This is a genomic window from Paenibacillus sp. LHD-117, assembly GCF_030929555.1.
Classification (GTDB): Bacteria; Bacillota; Bacilli; order Paenibacillales; family Paenibacillaceae; genus Pristimantibacillus.
Map to the genome: position 1 here is coordinate 132,009 of NZ_JAVFVT010000010.1, position 20,802 is coordinate 152,810.

The 20,802-nt window shown below is 57.5% G+C and carries 15 protein-coding genes; 1 reads left to right on the forward strand and 14 read right to left on the reverse strand.

All coding sequences use genetic code 11. The features are described 5' to 3' along the window. Nucleotides 1-23: 23 nt before the first annotated feature. The 4 genes from RB620_RS09995 to RB620_RS10010 form a co-directional block, all read right to left on the reverse strand. Nucleotides 24-560 (reverse strand): MarR family winged helix-turn-helix transcriptional regulator, encoded by a 537-nt coding sequence (locus RB620_RS09995; RefSeq protein ID WP_308093929.1) that lies wholly within the window; start codon nucleotides 558-560, stop codon nucleotides 24-26. A 659-nt stretch (nucleotides 561-1,219) separates the two neighbouring features. Beyond that, nucleotides 1,220-1,834: a nitroreductase family protein gene (locus tag RB620_RS10000; RefSeq protein ID WP_308093930.1), complete on the reverse strand. Its 615-nt coding sequence runs from the start codon at nucleotides 1,832-1,834 to the stop codon at nucleotides 1,220-1,222. An 88-nt stretch (nucleotides 1,835-1,922) separates the two neighbouring features. After that, nucleotides 1,923-2,789: a VOC family protein gene (locus tag RB620_RS10005; protein WP_308093932.1), complete on the reverse strand. Its 867-nt coding sequence runs from the start codon at nucleotides 2,787-2,789 to the stop codon at nucleotides 1,923-1,925. A gap of 179 nt (nucleotides 2,790-2,968) precedes the next feature. Beyond that, the gene (locus RB620_RS10010) at nucleotides 2,969-5,215 is read right to left on the reverse strand and encodes a heavy metal translocating P-type ATPase (protein WP_308093934.1); all 2,247 of its coding nucleotides are present in this window, start codon (nucleotides 5,213-5,215) and stop codon (nucleotides 2,969-2,971) included. A 204-nt stretch (nucleotides 5,216-5,419) separates the two neighbouring features. On the opposite strand from RB620_RS10010, the gene RB620_RS10015 reads away from it, so the two are divergent. Further along, nucleotides 5,420-5,941, forward strand: a complete 522-nt coding sequence (locus tag RB620_RS10015; protein WP_308093936.1) for a GNAT family N-acetyltransferase — start codon at nucleotides 5,420-5,422, stop codon at nucleotides 5,939-5,941. Nucleotides 5,942-6,050: 109 nt separating this feature from the next. Here RB620_RS10015 and gcvPB read toward each other — a convergent pair whose 3' ends face one another. The 10 genes from gcvPB to RB620_RS10065 all read right to left on the reverse strand — a co-directional run bounded on the left by gcvPB (nucleotide 6,051) and on the right by RB620_RS10065 (nucleotide 20,690). Continuing rightward, nucleotides 6,051-7,616, reverse strand: a complete 1,566-nt coding sequence (gene gcvPB / locus RB620_RS10020; RefSeq protein WP_308093938.1) for an aminomethyl-transferring glycine dehydrogenase subunit GcvPB — start codon at nucleotides 7,614-7,616, stop codon at nucleotides 6,051-6,053. A 25-nt stretch (nucleotides 7,617-7,641) separates the two neighbouring features. Next, the gene (gene gcvPA, locus RB620_RS10025; protein ID WP_308093939.1) at nucleotides 7,642-9,054 is read right to left on the reverse strand and encodes an aminomethyl-transferring glycine dehydrogenase subunit GcvPA; all 1,413 of its coding nucleotides are present in this window, start codon (nucleotides 9,052-9,054) and stop codon (nucleotides 7,642-7,644) included. 59 nt (nucleotides 9,055-9,113) lie between these two features. Next, nucleotides 9,114-9,899, reverse strand: a complete 786-nt coding sequence (locus RB620_RS10030) for an SDR family NAD(P)-dependent oxidoreductase (RefSeq protein WP_308093941.1) — start codon at nucleotides 9,897-9,899, stop codon at nucleotides 9,114-9,116. 1 nt (nucleotide 9,900) lies between these two features. Continuing rightward, nucleotides 9,901-13,062 carry a glycoside hydrolase family 2 TIM barrel-domain containing protein gene (locus RB620_RS10035; RefSeq protein ID WP_308093942.1) on the reverse strand — a complete coding sequence of 1,054 codons (3,162 nt, stop codon included), beginning with the start codon at nucleotides 13,060-13,062 and terminating at the stop codon, nucleotides 9,901-9,903. Continuing rightward, on the reverse strand, nucleotides 13,059-14,528 hold the full coding sequence (locus RB620_RS10040) for an MFS transporter (protein ID WP_308093944.1): 1,470 nt from the start codon (nucleotides 14,526-14,528) through the stop codon (nucleotides 13,059-13,061). Before RB620_RS10040 ends, RB620_RS10035 begins: the two co-directional genes overlap by 4 nt. 14 nt (nucleotides 14,529-14,542) lie before the next feature. Continuing rightward, complete coding sequence (locus tag RB620_RS10045; RefSeq protein WP_308093946.1) at nucleotides 14,543-15,355, reverse strand: carbohydrate ABC transporter permease; 813 nt, start codon at nucleotides 15,353-15,355, stop codon at nucleotides 14,543-14,545. Then, nucleotides 15,355-16,329, reverse strand: a complete 975-nt coding sequence (locus RB620_RS10050; protein ID WP_374121390.1) for a carbohydrate ABC transporter permease — start codon at nucleotides 16,327-16,329, stop codon at nucleotides 15,355-15,357. Before RB620_RS10050 ends, RB620_RS10045 begins: the two co-directional genes overlap by 1 nt. 28 nt (nucleotides 16,330-16,357) lie before the next feature. Beyond that, the gene (locus RB620_RS10055; RefSeq protein WP_308093950.1) at nucleotides 16,358-17,650 is read right to left on the reverse strand and encodes an ABC transporter substrate-binding protein; all 1,293 of its coding nucleotides are present in this window, start codon (nucleotides 17,648-17,650) and stop codon (nucleotides 16,358-16,360) included. Between the two features lie 150 nt (nucleotides 17,651-17,800). Then, a complete protein-coding gene (locus RB620_RS10060) occupies nucleotides 17,801-18,970 on the reverse strand; it encodes a response regulator (RefSeq protein ID WP_308093951.1) in 1,170 nt (389 codons plus the stop codon). Continuing rightward, a complete protein-coding gene (locus RB620_RS10065) occupies nucleotides 18,954-20,690 on the reverse strand; it encodes a sensor histidine kinase (RefSeq protein ID WP_308093952.1) in 1,737 nt (578 codons plus the stop codon). The genes RB620_RS10060 and RB620_RS10065 overlap by 17 nt, the downstream gene beginning before the upstream one ends. Nucleotides 20,691-20,802 lie beyond the last annotated feature (112 nt).

A 20,802-nucleotide genomic window follows, 5' to 3' on the forward strand; every position in this document is an offset into this window, starting at 1 on the left:
ATGCATAGGTTCGTTCTTTTATTTTAGTAGGAAATAAATCGATTCGCCGGTTTGTTCGGCACCTGCTTGCGCGGCGGCACTGTCACGGCGGCCTCTTCTCCCGCATGCAGCATAACCTTGTCGGCGAACTGTTCAAGATGATCGATGAGCCGTTTGTAGATCACGATTTGCGCTTCCAGCTCGGGCTTCGTGAAAGAGCCGAACAACAAATCGATCATATAGCCGCCCGTTTCGCGGGTGCGCACCAGCAGCTCCCTGCCTTTCGGCATGATGTCGAGGACAATCGAGCGGCGATCAGTCTCGCTCCGCTTCCTGATCGCATAACCGCCAGCTTCCAGCTTATCGCATTGCGCCGTAACCGCGCCGGACGTGAAGTCCAGCCGTTCCGCCAGCTCGCCCAGCCGCTGTTCTCCTTCTCGGGCGATCGCGTTCAGGATGAGCATGCCCGGCAGCGCCACGCCGTCGATCGCGATTTTGTCGCGTTCCTTCACGAATCTCCGGACCAGCTTACGAAATAGCCAGTCGGCTTCCTCTAGCAAAGCTATGTCTCTGTCGTCCATGTCGCTCCTTTCCTACTCCAGCTTCGAGTTCCAAGTAAACAGAAAGGCTCCCGGCAACTCTTCCGTTCAAGCGGTAAGAGTAGTCGGGAGCCTTTGGCGGTCCAATCGGCTGTCCTTATGTTATAAATTCGAGATAATGATCGTTCGTTTAATGAGCTTTAATCAAATGATCTTGGAGTAAGATTAAACCAATTAATCATACCTGTCAAGTGGGTATTTAAAAAGAATGGCGGATGCGCGCTGACTATACGTTCTCTCCGTGCACCAGTAAGCTGATTTTTCGGCCAATTGCCCCGACACACCCGCACCGTGCACTCGTAAGCCGACTTTCTCGGCCTATCACGCTCACCGCACCCGCTCCGCGCACCCGTAAGCCGACTTTCTCGGCCTATTGCTGCCGACACACCCTCTCCGCGCACCCGTAAGCCGAATTTCTCGGCCTATCGCGCTCGCCGCCCCCGCTCTGCGCACCCGTAAGCCGACTTTCTCGGCCTATTGCTGCCGACACACCCGCTCCGAGCACTCGTGAGCCGACTTTCTCGGCCTATCGCGCTCGCCGCTCCGCCATTGTTTTTCGTTTTAATTAGTCAGCGAAAAAAACGCCCACTCAGGCGGGAGCTAGTCTCCGACTGCCTGAATGGGCGTTCATGTTTTTATTATTACTTCACGAATTTCACGCGATTCTCAAGCGGGCTGAATTGTTTCTCGCCAGCGGGAGCGACGACTTTGCCGAACGGCATTTGTGCAAGCAGCTTCCAACTGGACGGAACGTTCCACTCGGCCTTCACTTTGTCGTCGATCAGCGGGTTATAGTGCTGCAGCGAAGCCCCGAAGCCTTCCAGCTCGAGCGATGTCCAGATGACGAATTGCAGCATGCCGTTCGATTGGTTGGACCAGACCGGGAAGTTGTCGGCGTATGAAGCGAACTGCTTTTGCAAACCTTCCACGACTTCGTTGTCCTCGAAAAACAGCACCGTGCCGTAACCCGCTCCGAAAGCATTCATCTTCTCTTGCGTAGGGCCGAACTGATCGGCAGGAACGATCGCCTTCAGCGTATCCGTCGTGATGCTCCACAGCTTCTTGTGCTGGTCGCCAAGCAGGACGACAACGCGCGCGCTTTGGGAGTTGAAGGAAGAAGGCGTATGTTTCACCGCGTGGTTAATTACCTCTTGAATACGTTCGTCCGAGACAACTTGTTCATTGCTGATGGCGTAGATGGATCGTCTCGATTGTAACGCTGTATAAAAGTCTTTCGTCGCTGTTAAAGTTCCCATGTTTGTAACCTCCGTATATTCGTAATGAAATGGATGAAAAGTTCATGCAATGCAAATCATTTGAAGAAGTCAATCCGTACGTGTGACCTTATTTCCCCTCTGACACTAGCTTGACTCGGATTCCGAACGGGTCCGTCAAAAAAATCGCGCCGTCCTGTTTGGTCGGCTCAAAGCCCGCCGCCGCGGCGGATTCGGCTACTTTCGCCGTCTCTTCGTCATTCGGCTGCACGATCGTGAAATAATCGATACCCGTGCCATTTGGCGGTGTCGGAGGCGCGCCTGCTCCCGCCCACAGATTCAAGCCAACATGGTGATGGTAGCCGCCGGCCGCGATGAAGAGCGCGCCCATTCGCATCCAATCGGCAACAATGTCGAATCCGAGAACGTCGCAATAGAACCTTCTTGCTTTCGCCATATCCCCGATATGGAAATGGACATGGCCCATCGTTGTTCCGGCGGGCATGCCGCTCCACGCCGTGCTCCCGGCTTCCTGAAGCAATCCGTCCCAATCGATGGGATCGGAAGCCATGCGCACGGTGCCGTCGGAATTGATGTTCCACTCCTCTCGCGGACGATCTCGATAAATCTCGATGCCGTTATGATCCGGATCGGAGATATACAGCGCTTCGCTGACCAGGTGATCCGCTTGCCCGATCTCGATGCCCGACTCGATCAATCTTCTGAGCGCGAGACCGAGATCCTTCCTCGTCGGCAGCAGAATCGCGAAGTGGTACAAACCGCTGAAGGATCGCGGCGGCGTTATGACGGCGTTCGGAACTTCCTCCAAAATGAGCAGCGCCGTGCTGCCGTCAACAGTCAGCTCAGCCGTTCGGCCATGTTGCTTCAGCAGTCGAAGACCGACAACGTCTTCGTAAAATTTCAGCGAACGTTCCAAGTCGCTTATTTTTAGTTTAACCACACCCAGCTTGGTGCCAGGATGCAATTTATGGCTCAAGGAAGCTCACCCTCCTGTTTCGTTTTATGTGTTACTTACTATTTGTTATTAAGTATATAATGTGAACTTACTTAAGTCAAGTACGTTTTCTGTCCGGTCGCAGCAAAAAATCCACGCAGCTATTTGAGCTTGTGGATTTTGAGTCTAACTTATTCTCGTTCGCCGGTCTTCGCTGCTTCTCAAATCTTGGTGCGCTGCAGCCGCAGCGCGTTCAGAACGACGGATACCGAGCTTAGCGCCATCGCCGCGCCAGCTACCCACGGCGCCAGCAAGCCGATCGCGGCAATCGGAATGCCGAGCGTGTTGTAACCGAGCGCCCAGAACAAGTTCTGTTTAATATTCGCCATCGTCTTGCGGCTCATCTCTATGGCGCCCGGGATGCTCGCGAGGTCTCCGCGCATGAGCGTTACGTCGGCCGCTTCGATCGCGACGTCAGTACCGGTTCCGATGGCCATGCCTACGTCCGCCGTAGCCAAAGCCGGCGCGTCATTGATGCCGTCCCCGACCATGGCCACCCTGCGGCCTTGCGCCTGCAGTTTTTTCACTTCGTCGGCTTTTCCTTCCGGCAGCACCTCCGCCAACACGCGCTTGATTCCGACTTGGGAAGCGATCGTTTTTGCCGTACGCTCGTTGTCACCGGTCATCATGATGACCTCGATGCCCATGGCCTGAAGCTTTGCTACGGCTGCAGCCGATGTTTCTTTGACCGTATCGGCCACCGCTACGAGCCCGGCGTACGAGCCGTCGATGGCAGCGAGCATCGCCGTCTTGCCTTCGTTTTCGAGCATCGTCATAATATTATAGGCTTCCGATGCATCGACCCCTCTGCCCTCCATGAGCCGTCTGGTTCCGACGAGCACCGATCTTCCGTCCACTACGGCTTCAATTCCGAATCCGGGAATCGCTTCGAACGAATCCGCCGACGGCATCCCCACGCCTCTCCGCTCGATTCCGCCAACTATGGCTTCCGCCAGCGGATGCTCGGAATTTCGCTCCGCCGCTCCAACAAGCCGCAAGAACTCCGTCTCGTCCATAGCCGTGTGGATATCGGTCAACTCCGGCTTGCCTTTGGTCACCGTGCCCGTCTTATCCAAGACGACGGTGTCGATTCGGTGCGTATTCTCCAGGTGTTCGCCTCCCTTGAACAGGATGCCGAGCTCGGCTGCCCGTCCGGAGCCTGCCATAATCGAAGTCGGCGTAGCGAGACCCAAGGCGCAAGGGCATGCGATTACGAGAATGGCGATTGCCTTCTCGAGCGCCTCGGCGAAATCGCCCGGCGTGACAAAGAAGTACCAAACCAGGAACGCCGCAATCGCAATGACGACGACGATCGGCACGAAAATGCCGGAGATGACGTCCGCCACCCGTTGAATCGGCGCTTTGGAGCCTTGCGCTTCTTCCACCACTTTGATGATTTGCGCGAGGGCCGTATCCTTGCCGACCTTGGTCGCTTGAAGGCGAAGGCTTCCGTTTTTGTTCAGCGTCGCGCCGATGACGGGGTCTCCCGCCGCCTTCGATACGGGCAAACTTTCGCCGGTCAGCATCGATTCGTCCACGGCGGACGTTCCTTCCAGAACGATACCGTCCACCGGTATTTTCTCTCCTGGCTTCACGATCACGATATCGCCGGGCACGACGTCTTCGACCGCGATCGATTGCTCGGCTCCTTCCCGAATAACGGTGGCGTTCTTCGCCTGCAGGCCCATCAACGATTTAATCGCTTCCGACGTCCGCCCTTTGGCCATGGACTCGAAGAGTTTGCCCATCACGACGAGCGTGATCAAGACGGCGCTCGTCTCGTAATAAAGCGCCGGTCCTCCATGCCCGCCATGCGTCGATGCGTCTGACAAATACCACTCGATGGTCAAATACAGGCTGTAGAAGTAAGCCGCCGACGTGCCGAGCGAGACGAGCACATCCATGTTGGCGCTACGGTTGCGCAGCGCCTTGTAAGCGCCGGAATAGAACGGCCAGCCAACGTAGAATTGCACCGGCGTGGCCAACAGCAGCTGAAACCACGGATTCATGAACAGCTCCGGCACATAGATCCATGAAGTAAAGGAGAAATGCCCGACCATACTCCAAAGCAGCGGCAGCGAGAGAATCGCGGACAGAATCAGCTTCCGCTTATGTTTCCCGAGCTCCTCCGCCCGCCTTCCCGCGGAATCTTTCTCCGCTTGTTTTTGGACGGCTTCGTATCCCAGCTGCTTTACCTTCTCCTGAAGGTTCGCTACAGTGAGCTCGTTTGCCGAGTAGGAGACGCTGGCGGTCTCCATCGCGAAGTTCACGGCCGCGTTCGCGACTCCCGGCATTTTGGACAACCCCTTCTCGATTCGGTTCGCGCATGCCGCGCAGGTCATACCAGTTATATTCAAAGTGACTTGTTCCAAAGTTTGGTCGTTTCGGTCATTCCGTTGTGCTTCCATGGGTGAGACACGCTCCCGTCTTATCCGATTATTGTCATTCAAATCGTTAGTAACCATTCCTTTTATGGTTTGAGTATACCCCACCCAGGTATATTAGTCAACATAAATTTACAATACCCCCGTTCCCTATATTGAATATTGTCAATTCGTGCTATTCTAATTAAAAGCTTGAAGCGAGAATCCCAAGAAAGGCGGATGGATCATATGAAGTTAACGATTCTGCAAGTGAAGACAGCGGAAGAGATCGAGGATCTAGCTAGTCTGGCGGCCGAAATATGGCGCGAGTATTATGTAATCCTGATTACGATGGAACAGATCGATTACATGATTGGCAAATTCCAATCGGTTCCGGCGATCACGGATCAGATCAATCATCAAGGCTACGAATATTATTTGATCCGTGAAGATGGCTTCGCGGTCGGGTATTTATCATGCAAACAAGAAGAGGATAAGCTCTTCCTGAGCAAGTTTTATATAGACAAGGAGCGCCGGGGACGCGGCTATGCGAGCCAAGCGATGGTTTTCCTAGAGCAGTTGTGCCAAGAACGAAATCTGCGACGTATTTGGCTGACGGTCAATCGCCATAATGAATCTAGTATTGGAGTATATGAGAAAAAAGGCTTTAGGATCGTCCGAGATCAACTTGCGGATATCGGAAATGGATTCGTCATGGATGATTACATCATGGAGAAAGAAATTCCGGCTCCGGTCAATCGCCCCTATTAGATGCTTCCGCCTAAAAAAAGGCCGTCGTCCGGACTGCGGCTAGCGGCGGTCGGACAACGGCTTATATAACGATGGGAGTTGATGCGGTCAAAAGATTTACAAATACTTGTTACTCGTTTTCTTGCCCGGTCTTCCGCAAATAAACGCGCCAGCTCGTGCACCACTTGTCCGGCTCGTCGAACGAAGATTCGTCGATCCGGTGGACGGTGCTCGCATGAGGGGCAACCTTCACGACGCCCGGCGTATGGTATGCCTCGTAGGAAATTTGCTCGAGCGCCGCGATATATTCGTCCAGATCGTCCTTGGAATAGGACTCCGTCGGCTCCAGCGTGAACGGCTGCTTGACGATATACGGATGATGGCTGGTCCAGTAATGCAGGCCGAAGTCGCACATTCTGCGCTGCACGTCCTCGGTCGTCACGCCCGTCTCCTTCGTCATTTGCTCCCAGCTGTAGCGAACCTGTTCCAAGCGGCTGCCCGATACGTAAGGCGCGCTCGCGCCGCGGATTTTCGTGATTTTGTGATAAAGATAGTTGTTGTTCAGCACCGCGATCTTCGCGACCTGCTCGAGCCCCTCCGCGCCCAAGCTGCGAATCCAGGCGTAGGAACGAAGCACCGTCTGGGCGACGCCGTGGAAGGAACGAACCTTTCCGATGCTGCGGTCATGATCCCACCTGAACGTGTAGCGGTCCCCTTCCTTTTCGACATAAGGACCGGGCAGGAACGGCTTCAGCTCCTCCGTCACGCCTAGCGCGCCGGTCGCCGGACCTCCGCACATATGCGGTGCCGCGAACGTCTTGTGCAGGTTGAAGAAACACATATCGAAACCCGCTTCCTTCGCCCTGGCGATGCCGAGCAATCCGTTCGCGTTCGCTTGATCGTAGTAGCAGATGCCGCCTGCTTCACGCACAATGTCCGTAAACTCTTTTATTCGCGGGTTAAAAATGCCGGTGTCCTCCGGATTCGCCACGACGAATCCCGCCGTGCGCTCCGAGACGACCGCCTTCAGCTTCTCGATATCCGGAAAGCCGTTCTCGTCCGGGTACAACGTAATGATCTTGTACCCCTTCACAGCGGCGGTCGCCGCTTGGGAAGGATGGGAGAAGATCGTCGTGATGATCTCGTCCCGCTGCTCGCCCTCGCCGTTCGCCTCATGGTAGGCCCGCACGATGGACGCCATGGCGAAGAGAGCCTGCGTGCCGCTGCTCGGCTGGAAGGAGAACGCGTCCAGTCCGGAAATTTCGCGCATCGCCAGATCCATGCGATGGTAGATTTCAAGCATGCCCTGCACGGTGCTTTCGTCCTGAAGCGGATGCAGGTCAGCCACCTTGTCGGTACGGATCAGCATTTCGTTCACGCGCGGGATATATTTCATCGTGCAGGTGCCTTGGCCGATCTCGACGTTAAAGTCGGAACCGAGCGTCTCCTGGGACAGTCGCAAATAATGGCGCAGCACCTTCGCTTGTCCGATCTCCGGAAGCTTCGGCGAGATTGTTCTGCGCATCCCTTCCGGTATGGCGGATATGCCGTCGCCGACGGCGGCCGCGATGCCCGCTTCCGCTTCCGGAGGAAGCACGCCTCTCTCGCCCGCTTGATGAAGCTCGAAGATGACGGGTTCATCCCATTTGGCCTGATGGAAAGCTCTTACCTTATGTTCTCTACGAATACGTTTCATCGATCTCTCTCCTCTCTTCTCCGCGTTATGACAAGGCGTTCGCCTTGGCCGTCGCTCTCGCCAAAACATCCGCCAGCCTGTCGATGTCTTCCACGCCGATAACCTCCGTTACGCAATACAAGGCGCATTGCCCAAGCTCCGGGAAGTCCTCCGACAGATCCTTGCCGCCGAAGATCTTTTCCTTCAACAACATCTCGTTAATCGCCTTCACGCTCAGGCCGGAGTTATTGAAATCGACAACGAATTCTTTGAAAAACGGCGATCCGAAACGGATGCCAACGCCCGGAATGGCGGCAAGCCGCTTTGCGGCATACTGCGATTTCTGCAGAATCGTCGTCCCAAGCTCACTCATCCCGTGCGGTCCCATCAAGGCCAGATAGACGCCGGCAACGATACCCCAAAGCGCCGTCTGCGTGCCGACCGACTCCTTGCCCTTCTCGCGCTTCGCGAAGGAAGTGCGCTCGTAAGCAACGTCGCCGAAGCCGTATTCCCCGTCCACGCTAGTCGGAGCTATGCCGAAGAGACGGGACGGGTATTCCATGACGTAACGTTCCTCGTCGCGTGTTGCGATAAAGCCGGACTGGCCGCCTCCGTAGTTCATCCGGATGCCGAGCGGCTGCAAATCGCCGCACACGATATCCGCCCCGTAAGAGCTCGGAGGCGAAAGCACGCCCAGCGAGCTCGGGTCCACGCCTACGACGCATTCCGCGCCGACGCCGTGCGCCATATCCGCGATTGTCCGTCCTTGATGTTCGATCATGCCCAGGTAACCCGGGTTCTCGAAATAAACCGCGGCCACCTCGTCCGTCAGCTTGGCTGCCAGATCGTTCAGGTCCATGAGACCGGTGCGCTCGTCGAACTCCACCGTCCGCACTTCGACCTGAGGCGAGCAGTAATTGACGATGATCTTAAGCTTATCGGGCGAGATCGAGCGGGCTACCAATACTTTGCCGCGTCCCGTCATCCGGGCCGCCATCCGCAGCGCCGTCGAAGCCGCCTGCGCCCAGTCGAACGTCGGCACGTTGACGACGTCCATGTCGAGCAGCTCCGCCATTAGGCTTTGGTATTCGAACAGCGTCTGGAAGCGGCCATGATCCTCGTAAGGCTCGCCCGCATAGGCGGTGACGAACTCCGAACGCTGGCTGATTTCGTCGCATACCGCGGGGATAAAATGCTGCCAGCAGCCGGCTCCGAGGAAGCTTACCGCTTCCTTCGCGCTGACGTTGCGGGCTACTGTTTTCTCGATATGCCGCTGCAGCTCGTATTCCGTCAGCTCGGGCGGAAGATCCATTTTACCTGAAAGCCTCAGCTCTCCCGGCACTCCCGCGTACAGCTCTTCCAAATTCGCGACACCGATCTCGCGCAGCATCGACTCCTGCACTTCCGGCACGGTGTTAGGGATATAGGGATGGGAAATCCGTTTATCGTTTCGAGTCATCACATTCGCCTCCAGTTAGATAGATTTATAAGTTCAAAAGTGGACTTTTTGAATAACCTTTAAGCCAAACCTCCGCCGTCGACGACGAGTACCGATCCACTTACCCAAAGAGACATGTCGCTTGCGAGGAACAGGACCGCGTTCGCGATGTCCCGCGGCGTGCCGAGCCTTGCCAGCGGGCGATCGGCGGAGGAGACGAGGAACGCGCCCTCGTCCAGCTGCAGCTGCTTTGCTTCGTCGCGCAGCAGCGGCGTATCGGTATCGCCCGGGCAGACGCAGTTGACCCGGATGTTTTCCTTGCCGTGGTCGATCGCCATCGCCTTGGTCAGATTGACCATGCCTGCTTTGGCCGCGCAATAAGCGGCGGCTTTGTCTCCGCCCTTCAGCCCCCAGCCGGAGCCCGTATTGATGATGCTGCCGCCGCCCCCGGCCGCCATCAAAGGAATGATGTGTTTGGAGAGCAGGTATGCGCCCTTGAGCGACACGTCCATGACGAGATCCCACTCGCGCTCCTCCAATTCGACGACCGTCTTCCTGCGGATAACGCCGGCGTTGTTGAACAGGATATCAACCCCGCCGAACCGTTCTTTCACCGCGCGGACCGTCTCTTCGCATTGTTCCGCCGACGTGACATCGCAGCGGAAGCTCTCCGCTTCGCCTCCGGAGGCGTTGATGTCCTCGGCGGCCTTGCGCCCCTGCTCCCCGTTGATATCCAGGATCGCGACCTTCGCGCCGAAATTCGCCAGCGCTCCCGCTGTCGCGAGTCCGATCCCGGAAGCGCCTCCCGTCACGACCGCGACCTTGCCCTTCAAGTTCAAAAGTCCGTCGATCATCTTGTTCGTCATCTTAGCTGCTCCTCTCCGATTGCAAGGTTTTGCTGAGCGTAATTGGTGACACTTCCTCCGCGTGGAACGGCATGAGCCCGATCCCGAACGCGAACGGCTCCGGAACCGCCCGGTAAGGCGGCAGCTGGCCCGGTCCGCAGCTGTTGCTGCCGAGGCCGGATTGCTTCCAGTCCAGGTGCAGCGTAATAAAATCCCGTTCCGTCAATTCATGCCGATGTCTCGCCTCGTCCAAATCTTCCGTCGTATAATAATGGGCGCCGAAATTCAGCTCCGGCAGTCCGCAAGCCATCAAGCCGAGGCCTCTGTCGTCATGCAGCGCGGTCCAGCGCACATCGGTCCGGTTCCCGTTCTCCTGCGGAAAAATATAAGGGAAATGAAGCTCCTTGACGGAGCTGCGATAGATCCCCATCGCGCTTGCCCGCTTGCTGTCGGAATAGCTCTCGCCAGGCCCGCGGCCGTACCAAACGGTATTGCGCAAGCTGCCCGGCAATTCCATCCGCCAGCCGATTCTCGGCAGCAGCTCCGGCGGCTTGCCTTCCGGCGTGCCCGATGCCCGCAGCGTCACGAAGCCGTCCCCACGGATCGCATAGCTAACTTCGCAGCGGAAGCCCCAGTCGTAGACCGGAGGCGCGATCCGCAGCTCGAACGATACGTTTAGCTCGCCGTCCCTTTCCTCGACGCTCCAAGCGTCGACCCGCGTCGTAAGGCGGTCGAGATGCGCTTTCCGCCACTCCTTGACGACGTACATGTCATTGTCGATGGTCGCGCGCCAGAACGCCAGCTTCGGTCCTGCCTTCAGGAGCGATGTCCCTTCGAACGTCCATTCCGTCAGCGAGGCGGAAGGCAGATCGAAGGTCATCGAGAAGCGGTCGCCCGTTATTCGAAGCTCCGTCCCGGATTGTTCGCGGATCAGCTTGCCGCGAACATCGATCGGCGCCGCTATCAACGACGGCCGCTCTTGCTCGGCAGCTACGGGGAGGCGCCATTGTTCCCAAGCCAGCTCATGTCCGCTTCCAGCCCAAGGCTGATCCGTCGCGAGGACAAAGCCGACGCGCAGCCAAGCTTCATCATGCTTGTTGCCTGCGATCGGAAGGCTTACGATGCCCGTTGCGCCTGCCGGAATCGGCGGCAGATCCAGCGCTCCGCTGTCCCTAACCGAGCCGTCCACCGTCACCGTCCATACAAGACGAACATGCGCGAGCGTAAGGAAATCGAAGCGGTTGCGGATTTCCAGCTCGCCGCCTTCCAGCCGCGCGGCCTCCACCGTCACCGGTTCGATCGTTTTCTTATATTCCAATAGTCCCGGCGATGGCGTCCGATCCGGCAGGATCAAGCCGTCGAGGCAGAAATTGCCGTTGTTCGGCTCGTCTCCGAAATCACCGCCATAAGCGTAGAAGGAAGTGCCGTCCTCCCGTTTCGTCAGCAGGCCGTGATCGATCCATTCCCATATGAACCCGCCTTGCAGCCGGTCGTGCGCACGGAACGCCTCCTCGTATTCATGCAGGCCGCCCGGTCCGTTGCCCATGGCGTGGGCGTACTCGCACAGAATATGCGGTTTGTCCAGTTCGGCGCGCTGGCCGAAGCCCGTTATTTTCTCCACTGAGGAATACATCGTGCTGTACACGTCGCAGACTTCGGCTTCCCGGTCCCCCTCGTAATGGACGAGCCTTGTTGGATCGTTCGCCTTCACCCACGCGCTCATCGCCCGCTGATTGCAGCCGAAGCCGGATTCGTTGCCGAGCGACCACATGATGATGGACGGATGGTTTTTGTCCCGCTGCACCATTCTCGCGACGCGGTCCACGTAGGCGGCTTCCCAGGCGGGATCGTCGCTCAGCATGTCCGGTTTGTCCACCAGCTCCACGCCGTGGCATTCCAGATCGGCTTCGTCCATGACGTACAGGCCGTATTCGTCGCACAAGTCGTAGAATCGCGGATCGTTCGGATAATGGGCCGTCCGGACGGCATTGATGTTATGCCGCTTCATCATAAGAATGTCTTGCTTCATGATCTCGTAAGGCACGTATCTGCCGAGCTCGGGATGATGGTCGTGACGGTTCACGCCCTTCAGCGTGATCGGCACCCCGTTCACCCTCATCAGCCCTCCGCTTACCTCCACTTGCCGGAAGCCGACGCGGCACGGCACAACCTCTACCGTCGCGCCCGCGGCATCCTTAAGCGTAAGCAGCAGCATATATAAATTCGGCTCTTCCGCGGACCATTGCCGCGGGGAAACCACCGTTATTTTCTCATTCGTATGCGAAATGCCGCCTTCGCCGATTGCCGCTTGGAAAGGCGCTCCCTCGCGAACGAGGATTTCCTTGCCGGAAGGCACTTCGATCAATGCGTATTCCAGACGATAGTCGCCGCGCTGCGCATCCTTGCTTGCTCCCGACTCTCCATCTGCAGAGGAATAAGCGCTTTCGAGGCTTGCGATCTCCGCGTCTACGGACAACATCGCTTCTCCCGTCTCTCGCGACAGCTCCGTGCGGACCGTAAAGTCGCGGATATGGACGCGCGGATGCGCGATCAGCGAGACGTCGCGGAAGATGCCGCTCAGCCACCACATATCCTGGTCCTCGATATAGCTGCCGTCCGACCATTGGTACACCTTCACGGACAAGGAGTTACTCCCCTCCCGAAGATATGGCGTAATGTCGAACTCGGAAGGCAGACGGCTCCCCTGACTGTATCCCGCGAACTCGCCGTTCACCCAAACGTGGAACGCGCTGTCCACGCCTTCGAACCGCAGCGTCACCTTGCGCGACAGCCATGCGGCCGGAAGCTTGAATTCCCGCCGGTAACAACCGGTAGGATTGTCGTTCGGCACGCGCGGCGGATCAATCGGGAAGGGATAATATAAATCCGTGTAATGCGGACTTCCGTAGCCTTGCATCTGCCAGTGCCCCGGCACCTGAATATCCGCCCATGTCCCGGTATCGTAACCGTCAAGATGGAAATGCTCGGGCGCGAGCTGCGGCGATGCCGCATAATGAAATTTCCAAGCCCCGTTCAGCAGTCGAAACCATGGGGACATCCCCCGGTCGTAGCTCATCGCCGAAGGCTTGTCGGAATACGGCACGAAGTACGTCCGTCCCGCTTCTCTCCCCCGCTCCAGCACGTCCAGTCGCTGCCAGTCGGGCAGCTTCGCATGTTTGTTCATCGTGTATGGCCTCCCATCTCTGTCTCTTGCATCAGTGGTTGTACGTAGCGGCCGAAATAGCCATAGCCGATTAATAACATCAATCCCGCGATCAGGAACGGGAGCGAATAATAGCCCGCGGTTAGCATAAAGCCGACGGCGAATGTCGTGCCGGCCGCGCCGGCGCTCCGAAACACCGAGCGCATGCCGGCGTACAGATTGCGATCCCGCTCCGGCAGCGCGGACATCGACCGGCTGTCGATCATATTGCTAAGCATCGTGAAGCCGCCTCCCCGAAGCAGCAAAAGAACCGCGAACGCGGCAGCCGGAAGCTGCAGCGCCAGCACGAATGCAATGAGCGCGTTCCCCAGGTACATGAACCGAAAAGCCCTCTTCACCCCGTAACGCTCCAGCATCCAAGGCGTCAGCAGGGAACCAATGAACATAAAGGCGCCATTGACGGACAACAGGATGGAAACCATGCCGTCGTCCCATTGCAGCCGCTCCTTCGCGATCACGTTCAGGAACCCGCCGATCAGAGCGAAGCTGATCCCGCTGATCAGCGTGTAAATCGCGAGCTTCCACACGGTGCGGCTCGGCCAGCTCGCGACGCTTTTTGGCGCGTTCGTCGCTTTAAGCGGGACGGCATTGGCGCCGTTTCGGCTTTTCCCCCGAGTTTCCGAAACGTATGGCGTTCCATCAACGCCCAGACGTCTGGCCGTAGATTCATTCGATTCCGGTTCGCGAATGACGGCGGCCTCGGCGACCTTAGCGGCTTCGGCGGCTTCGGCAACCTCGGCGGCTTCTCGCGCGATTGCCTCCTTTGCGGCGGCTTCTCGAGCAATTGCCTCCTTTGCGGCGGCTATCTCCGAGACTGCGCTCTTCGCATGCTTTTCACTCGGCAGCCAGAACGCCCTCAGACATCCCAGCGCCAGCAACACGACGGAGGCGCACACCAGCACCGGCCGATAACGAAGCTCGCCATCCGCGCCTAGCCACTCCGGGATGAAACCGCCGAGCAGCGTTCCCGCGCCGATGAAAATCGTGAACACCGCGAACATCAGGCTGAACGCCGCCGTCTCCTCGCGCCTGTTGCGGCTGTAGCCGAACAGCAGCTGCACCTCCGTCGTTTCGATGCACGCCAGCCCGACGGATACCAGCAGCTGAGCGGCATAAAATTCGGGCAGACTCTTGCCGTATGCGTATAGAAGAATCCCTCCGCTTACAAGCAGAACGCCTCCCGCCAGAAGCGGCTTCCGCCCCGTACGTCCGGCCAGCACGCTGACCGGAATCGCCAATGCGCCCATCGTCAAAATGCCCGCGGACGCAACCGCGCCGACGGCTGCTTCGCTCATGCCGAGCGCGAGCAGATGATAGTTTAGCGCCAGCGTGTACAATCCCATGCCGATCCCGTACAGCGCCTCGCTGCTCAAAAATCGACGAACCCCCGTGCTTAAGTCGAACAATTGTCTCCAGTAACTTCCCATGATGAATAACCCTTCTACCCCTTAATGCCCGTGCCCGCCACGCCGTCGACGATGTAACGCTGCGCGAAGAAGAAGATGGCGAGCGGCGGAATGCAGATGAGCGTCGTCACCGCCATGATGCCTTCCATGTCGACGCCGTACATGCCGCGGAATTGGGCGAGGCCGAGCGTCAGCGTGTATTTGCTCTGGTCGTTCAGGAACACGAGCGGTCCCAAATAATCGTTCCAGCTGTTCAAGATGTGGAATACGCCCACGAGTATGAGTGCAGGTACCATCAGCGGCGCGATAACGCGCAGGAACGTCTGGATCGGGTTCGCTCCGTCGATCTTGGCAGCGTCCTCGAGCTCCATCGGGATCGTCATGATGAACTGCCGGAGCAGGAAAATAAAGAACGGAGCGCCGAACCAAGACGGCACGATCAAAGGCTTCAGCGTATTGATCCATCCGAGGTAATTAAACTCCATATAAAGCGGGATCATCGTCACTTCCCACGGGATCATCATCGTGGACAGCAGCACGACAAACAGCGCGTCCCTGCCCTTGAACTTGAATCTCGCGAAGCCGTAGGCGACCAGCGCTGACGAGAGCAGCTGTCCCGCCAGGGAGACGATCGTCACGATCAGCGAATTTTTCAGAAATTGGTTAAAAGGCTGCGAAGTCCACGCCTTGGCGAAATTGCCGACATGCAGCTCCGACGGAATCCACCGCGGCGGGTATAGGTACAGCTCCTCCGGCGACTTCAGCGAAGTCGTCAGCAGCCAGAAGAACGGCGCAAGGAAAAGGAGGGACATCAAGACAAGCAGCGCGTACGTAAAGGTTTTTTTCATCATCGCCCCTCCGTTCGCTTGCGTTTCTTTCCGCCGTTTTTCATCTCGCCCTCGTAGTACACCCACATGCTGGACGACTTGAACACCAGCATCGTAAGCGACAGCACGATCAGGAACATAAACCAGGCATTCGCCGAAGCGTAGCCCATCTTGCTGAATTTGAACGCGTTCTCGTACATGTACATCGCGTAGAAGTACGTGGAGAGCATCGGGCCGCCGCCCGTCAGCACGAGCGCCAGCGTCAGCTGCTGGAATGCCGCGATAATGGTCGTGATCAGATTAAAAAGCAGCGTCGGGCTGAGCATCGGAAGCGTTATGCGGAAAAACTGCCCGACCTTGCCGGCTCCGTCGATGGAAGCCGCTTCGTACAGCTCCTTCGGGATGTTCTTCAGTCCCGCAAGGAAAATGAGCATCATCGTACCTTGCCCCCATAAGCTCGCGATGACGATCGCCACCGGCGCCCATGTCGTGCTGTTCAGCCAATCCGGCCCCGCGATGCCGATCATCGACAGGAAATAATTTAGAATGCCGTATTCTCCGCTGTATACCCAAGCCCAAATCATGGCGAGCGCCACGCCGGATATGACGGACGGCAGGTAGAACACGGTGCGGAACACCGCTTTGCCGCGCACGTTCTGGTTAAGCATCATGGCGAGTCCCAGCGCGATGACCATGTTCAGCGGGACGAATAAAGCCGCGAATTTCAAGGTCACAAGCAGCGAGCTCCAGAACATGGAGTCCTGCGTGAACATTTCGATGTAATTTTGCAACCCGACAAACCGTACTTCGCCCACGATCGGCCAATCAAAAAAACTGATGACGAGGGAGAAGACGAGCGGCCCCAGCGTAAAAGCGAACAAACCGACGATCCAAGGAAGAATGAAGAGGTAGGGCGTAACCCTACCCCTCCGGAACTTGCGTCTTCGCTTCGCGGCGGGAGGAGGGACGAGCGCTGTTTCGTTCAAAGTAGTCATCGTCATTGCCCCTTTCCTGGCGGCGCTTCTATTTCAGGAATTTCTCGGAATCCTTCACGGCCTGGTTTAGCATTTCCTGCGGATCGTTGCCGAGCATGATCGCCTCCACGGCCGTCGACAGATTGCGGTTCATCTGGCTCCAGTTCGGATGAAGCAGGAACGCGGGTCCGTTCGACGAACGCTCCAGCATCGTGTAGAACGGCTTATACAGCGCGTCGTTCTGCAATCCTTTCTCTTCCACGACGCTGATGCGGATCGGCAGGTCGGCCGTTCTCATCTTGATCGCTTCCTCGGAAACGTAGAACTTCACGAATTCCCATGCCTCTTGCTTATGTTTGGAGTCCTTGGCGATGGAGACGGCTGATTGCGCGAGGACGCCTTTCACCGGCTTGCCCGCGAACGCCGGGGGTTCCACGGTGCCAACGTCGATGCCCGCTTCCTTGAACCCTTCCAGCGGCCAGATGCCGCTTTCCCACATCGCGATTTTGCCCGCTTTGAAAATATCGTCGCCGCTCTGCTGGTTTTTGCCGCCGACCAGGACGCCGTAACCGTCCTTCACCGCGCTGCCCAGCACGCCGATCGCTTCGGCGGTTTCCTTGCTGTTCATGAACCCTTCGATTTTCGTGCCGTCTTCGCTGATGAAGCTGCTGCCGTTGCTCCATACGAAGCCCTGCAGGTCGTACGTGTCGTTCTCGGCGCGAACGCCGATGCCGTATTGCTTCTTGCTCTTATCCGTCAGCTTCTGGGCGGCCGCCTTCATGTCGTCCCATGTCCATCCGTCCTGCGGATACGCGACGCCTGCATCGTCGAACAGCTTCTTGTTGTAGTAAAACACGCGCGTCGTGAATCCGGCGGGCAAGCCGTACAGATTGCCTTCCACCTTGTTGTAGGCGAACAAGCCGGGGTAGAAATCGTCGATGTTCAGGCTGCTGTCCTGCTCCACGAAAGCATCCAGCGGTTCAAGCGATTTATAGTACGTCGGGAAGTCCCACATATACATGACGTCCGGCGGGTTGCTTGCGCCGAAGCCGGCCGCCAGCTTCTGGTCGAAACCATCGCCGTAAGGCTCGACCTGTACTTTAATGCCGGGATGGCTCTCTTCGAATTTCTTGGCGATATCCTGCTGAATCTTAAGCGCTTCACCCGTATCCCATGTAGCGAAACGGATCGTCGCCTCGCCGCCCTTGCCTTCCGACGGTTTGTCGTTGTCTTGGGTCCCGCCTTCGGCGTTGCTGCCTCCGGCGCTGCCGCCGCTGCATGCGCTAAGCGCGAATGCGGCCAGCATTGCGATGGCGAGAAGAAGAATGGCTGATTTCTTCATTTCGAATTCCCCCTAATCTGATGTAAGATTCTTGAGACAAAATAATTGAACCGCTTTCATTGTAGCCTGAATGAAAGCGGTTCAAAACGTTTTGGCGTTTGCCGATTGGTCGCCCTTTGTTCGAATCGGACGGGACCGGCCGGACGCTCGTTATTTTGTTTTCTGCTGTTCTCCTTTTTGTTTCTGACGGAACTCGCTTGGCGTCTCGCCGCCGGCGCGCTTGAACCATTTGCTGAAATATTTGCCGTCGATCAGGCCGATGTGCTCCGCGATATCCTGCTGCGTCATCGGGGTATGAGCCAGCAGATCCCGCGCAGCCTTTAGCCTCATCCGATATATAAATTCCACGAAATTCTCGCCCGTCACCTTCTTGAACACCGTGCTGAAGTGGCTCCGGCTGAGTCCGACGCGGTCGGCCACATCGCTGACGGACCACGGGTGCTTCAGGTCTTGCGACACGATATGGACGGCCTGCCGAAGCGGCTCCGGCCACGATTCCGCGTGAATGCCGTAGTTTTTGTCCCGCTCGGCTCTTGCATGAAGCTCCCGCACGGCCGAGATCCAAGCCTCGACGCCGATCCGCGGCTCTTCCTTGTACCAGCGCAATGTCGGATCGATGCCGATTCGCGACATGATGTAAGCGTCCAGCTCTTTTTTGGCATGCGGCGGGAACCAAACGTAACAGCGGTCTCTGCCGCATGGCATCGTGACGGCCTGTAGCTCCGGCGGCAAACCCGCCTCAATCTCTTCCATTCCCTTATTCTTCTGCAGCAGATACACATAATATTCCTGCGTCAGCAAGCTCCAAGGGCCATGCGACCGCAGCCGAAGCTCCTCCTCGAACTCCTGCCCCGCACCGTATAGCCATGCGCAGAAGAGCGTCTTGCATCGGTCTTCCCCGGCTTCGGGAGAGAGCGAAGCCGGCGCTGCAGGCGCGTTCAGCTCGTCGCGGAAGCCGCCCAGCAGACGGCCCAGCTCGTCGTCCTCGAACGCCGTCTTCAGCAAGTAACCGGAGACGCCGAGCTGGATGCCTTGCTGCGCGTATTCGAAATCGCGATGGCAGCTTAGCAGCAATATTTTCGTAGCGGGGGAAACTTCCCTGATCTTGCGGGTCAGCTCAATTCCGTCCATCTCCGGCATGACGATGTCGGTTACGACCACTTGAGGCCGATGCTCCAGGAAACATTCCCACGCCTTCCGGCCGTTCGCTGCGTCCGCGACGACTTCCATGCCGAACCCGGCCCAGTCGACCGTCGCTTTCAGACCTTTGCGCACGATGCTCTCGTCATCCGCGATCAACACTTTAATCGATTCGCTCATCGCTCTCTGCCCCCTTCTTCGGCCATACGATCGTAATGGTTGTGCCTTCCCCAGCCGCCGATTCGATGCTCAGTCCGTAAGCCGGCCCGAAATGCAGCTTGAACTTCTGGTCGACGTTGCCGACGCCGAGACCGCCTCTGCCGATTCGTTTCGCGCCGGGATCCAGCACCGTTCTTCTGCGCTCTTCCGCCATGCCCGTCCCGTTATCGGACAGCGTCAAGACGAGCAGCCCGCCTTCTTCGCGGAGCTGCAGCGCGATTGCGCCTTCCCCGTCCTCGAACGCGTGGAAAAAAATATTTTCGAACAGGGGCTGCAGGCTCATTCTCGGAATGAGACATCCGAGCGCCGAGCCGTCCACGTCGCTCTCGTATCGGAACACGTCCCCGTACCGGATGCGCTGGATGTGCAGGAAGTGGTCGATCATCGCGAGCTCGCGTTCCACGGTCACGAGCTCCTGGCGAATATCGAGGCTTCCCTCCAACACCATCGTAAGATGGTACAACATTTGGCGGATCTCCTCGTTCCCCTGAAGCCGCGCTTTCCACTGAATGGAGTTGAGCGTATTAAAAAGGAGATGAGGGTTAATTTGATAATGGATCGCGCGCAGCTCCGCTTCCTTCTTCAGCTGCTCCGTCAGCGTCACTTCGTCGACCAGCGATTGGATCTGGCCCAGCATGTTGTTGAAGCTGCGTCCGAGCACGCCGAGCTCGTCGTCGGAATCGACGTCGATCCGCGTGCCGAGCCTGCCCGTACCCGCCTTGTTCATGGATTCCTTCAGCCGCTTGATGCGGAACGTGAAGCGCGACGACAACAGGAACGCGAGCAGCAGCGCAAGCAGCGCCGACAATCCGATGCCGATGTACGTATAGAAACGAATGACGGTAGACGATTGGTAAAATTGTTCGTAAGGCACGCGCGCCTCGATCGTCCAATTGTTTTCCTGAAGCCGCTTCGTCCAGATGACGTCGTTCTCACGCGGCGCGTAGTCCGTCCCGGACTCGTAGATCGCCCGGCCGCCGGCATCCCGGATCGTCAGGTTCGCGTTCATGTCCCGTTCGAATGCTTCGAGCTGCCGGTAAATTCCGTCCGCCTTCATCTCCACCAGAATCCGGCTGTCTCTCAGCGGACCTTCCTGGTTCCGGATCGGGACGACAAGGCCCAGCAGACGGTTAGCCGGATTGCCGTGCGACTTGGAATAATGGCGAGGCTCGTACAGCCCGGCCCAGTAGGGACCTCTATGGGAAGGAGGAATGTCGTTCCACCAGCTCTCCCGTTCCAGCTCCCTCGTCTGCAGCGCGTTCTCCCCGTAATAATAACCCGATTGCGTAACGATGAAGATTCCCGCGTGCGCCTCCGTTTTAAGCGCTTTCAAAAAATCCTCCAAATTGTTTTTCTCTTGAATTTGCGAATAAGACTTCGGAATTTCTTCCGTGATCACGCTCTTAGCGGGGTCGAGCAGGTAGGAATGGATATAGCTCGCCGTCAGCGCCATCTGCTTCAGCTGCGCGTCCAGCTGGGATTGCAGCTGTCCCACCGCGTTCTGGCCGAATTTCCCGAACTGCACGTGCAGGAGATCGGACGAAGTGCGGTACGACAAGAACCCCAAAGACAATAACGGAATGATCGCCACGATCAGAAAAAAACTAACCAGCTTGAAGCGTATGCTCTTGCGGGGCGATTGGAACGCGCCCCGGAGCCACGCGGCCATCCCTCTCGCCATATCGTCGCTCTCCTTCTTCTTCGGGTTCGTACTGGATGTACCAGAAGTGTACCATGTCCGCTCGCGGGGCATCAAACGGTAATAAATGCGCAGACCGCCGCCAACGACCTTA

Bases quoted from the DNA above. Each gene is read 5' to 3' on its own strand.
- RB620_RS09995 (WP_308093929.1), bottom strand. From the start codon at position 560: ATGGACGACAGAGACATAGCTTTGCTAGAGGAAGCCGACTGGCTATTT.
- RB620_RS10000 (WP_308093930.1), bottom strand. From the start codon at position 1,834: ATGGGAACTTTAACAGCGACGAAAGACTTTTATACAGCGTTACAATCG.
- RB620_RS10010 (WP_308093934.1), bottom strand. From the start codon at position 5,215: ATGGAAGCACAACGGAATGACCGAAACGACCAAACTTTGGAACAAGTC.
- RB620_RS10015 (WP_308093936.1), top strand. From the start codon at position 5,420: ATGAAGTTAACGATTCTGCAAGTGAAGACAGCGGAAGAGATCGAGGAT.
- gcvPB (WP_308093938.1), bottom strand. From the start codon at position 7,616: ATGAAACGTATTCGTAGAGAACATAAGGTAAGAGCTTTCCATCAGGCC.
- gcvPA (WP_308093939.1), bottom strand. From the start codon at position 9,054: ATGACTCGAAACGATAAACGGATTTCCCATCCCTATATCCCTAACACC.
- RB620_RS10030 (WP_308093941.1), bottom strand. From the start codon at position 9,899: ATGACGAACAAGATGATCGACGGACTTTTGAACTTGAAGGGCAAGGTC.
- RB620_RS10035 (WP_308093942.1), bottom strand. From the start codon at position 13,062: ATGAACAAACATGCGAAGCTGCCCGACTGGCAGCGACTGGACGTGCTG.
- RB620_RS10040 (WP_308093944.1), bottom strand. From the start codon at position 14,528: ATGGGAAGTTACTGGAGACAATTGTTCGACTTAAGCACGGGGGTTCGT.
- RB620_RS10045 (WP_308093946.1), bottom strand. From the start codon at position 15,355: ATGAAAAAAACCTTTACGTACGCGCTGCTTGTCTTGATGTCCCTCCTT.
- RB620_RS10050 (WP_374121390.1), bottom strand. From the start codon at position 16,329: ATGACTACTTTGAACGAAACAGCGCTCGTCCCTCCTCCCGCCGCGAAG.
- RB620_RS10055 (WP_308093950.1), bottom strand. From the start codon at position 17,650: ATGAAGAAATCAGCCATTCTTCTTCTCGCCATCGCAATGCTGGCCGCA.
- RB620_RS10060 (WP_308093951.1), bottom strand. From the start codon at position 18,970: ATGAGCGAATCGATTAAAGTGTTGATCGCGGATGACGAGAGCATCGTG.
- RB620_RS10065 (WP_308093952.1), bottom strand. From the start codon at position 20,690: ATGGCGAGAGGGATGGCCGCGTGGCTCCGGGGCGCGTTCCAATCGCCC.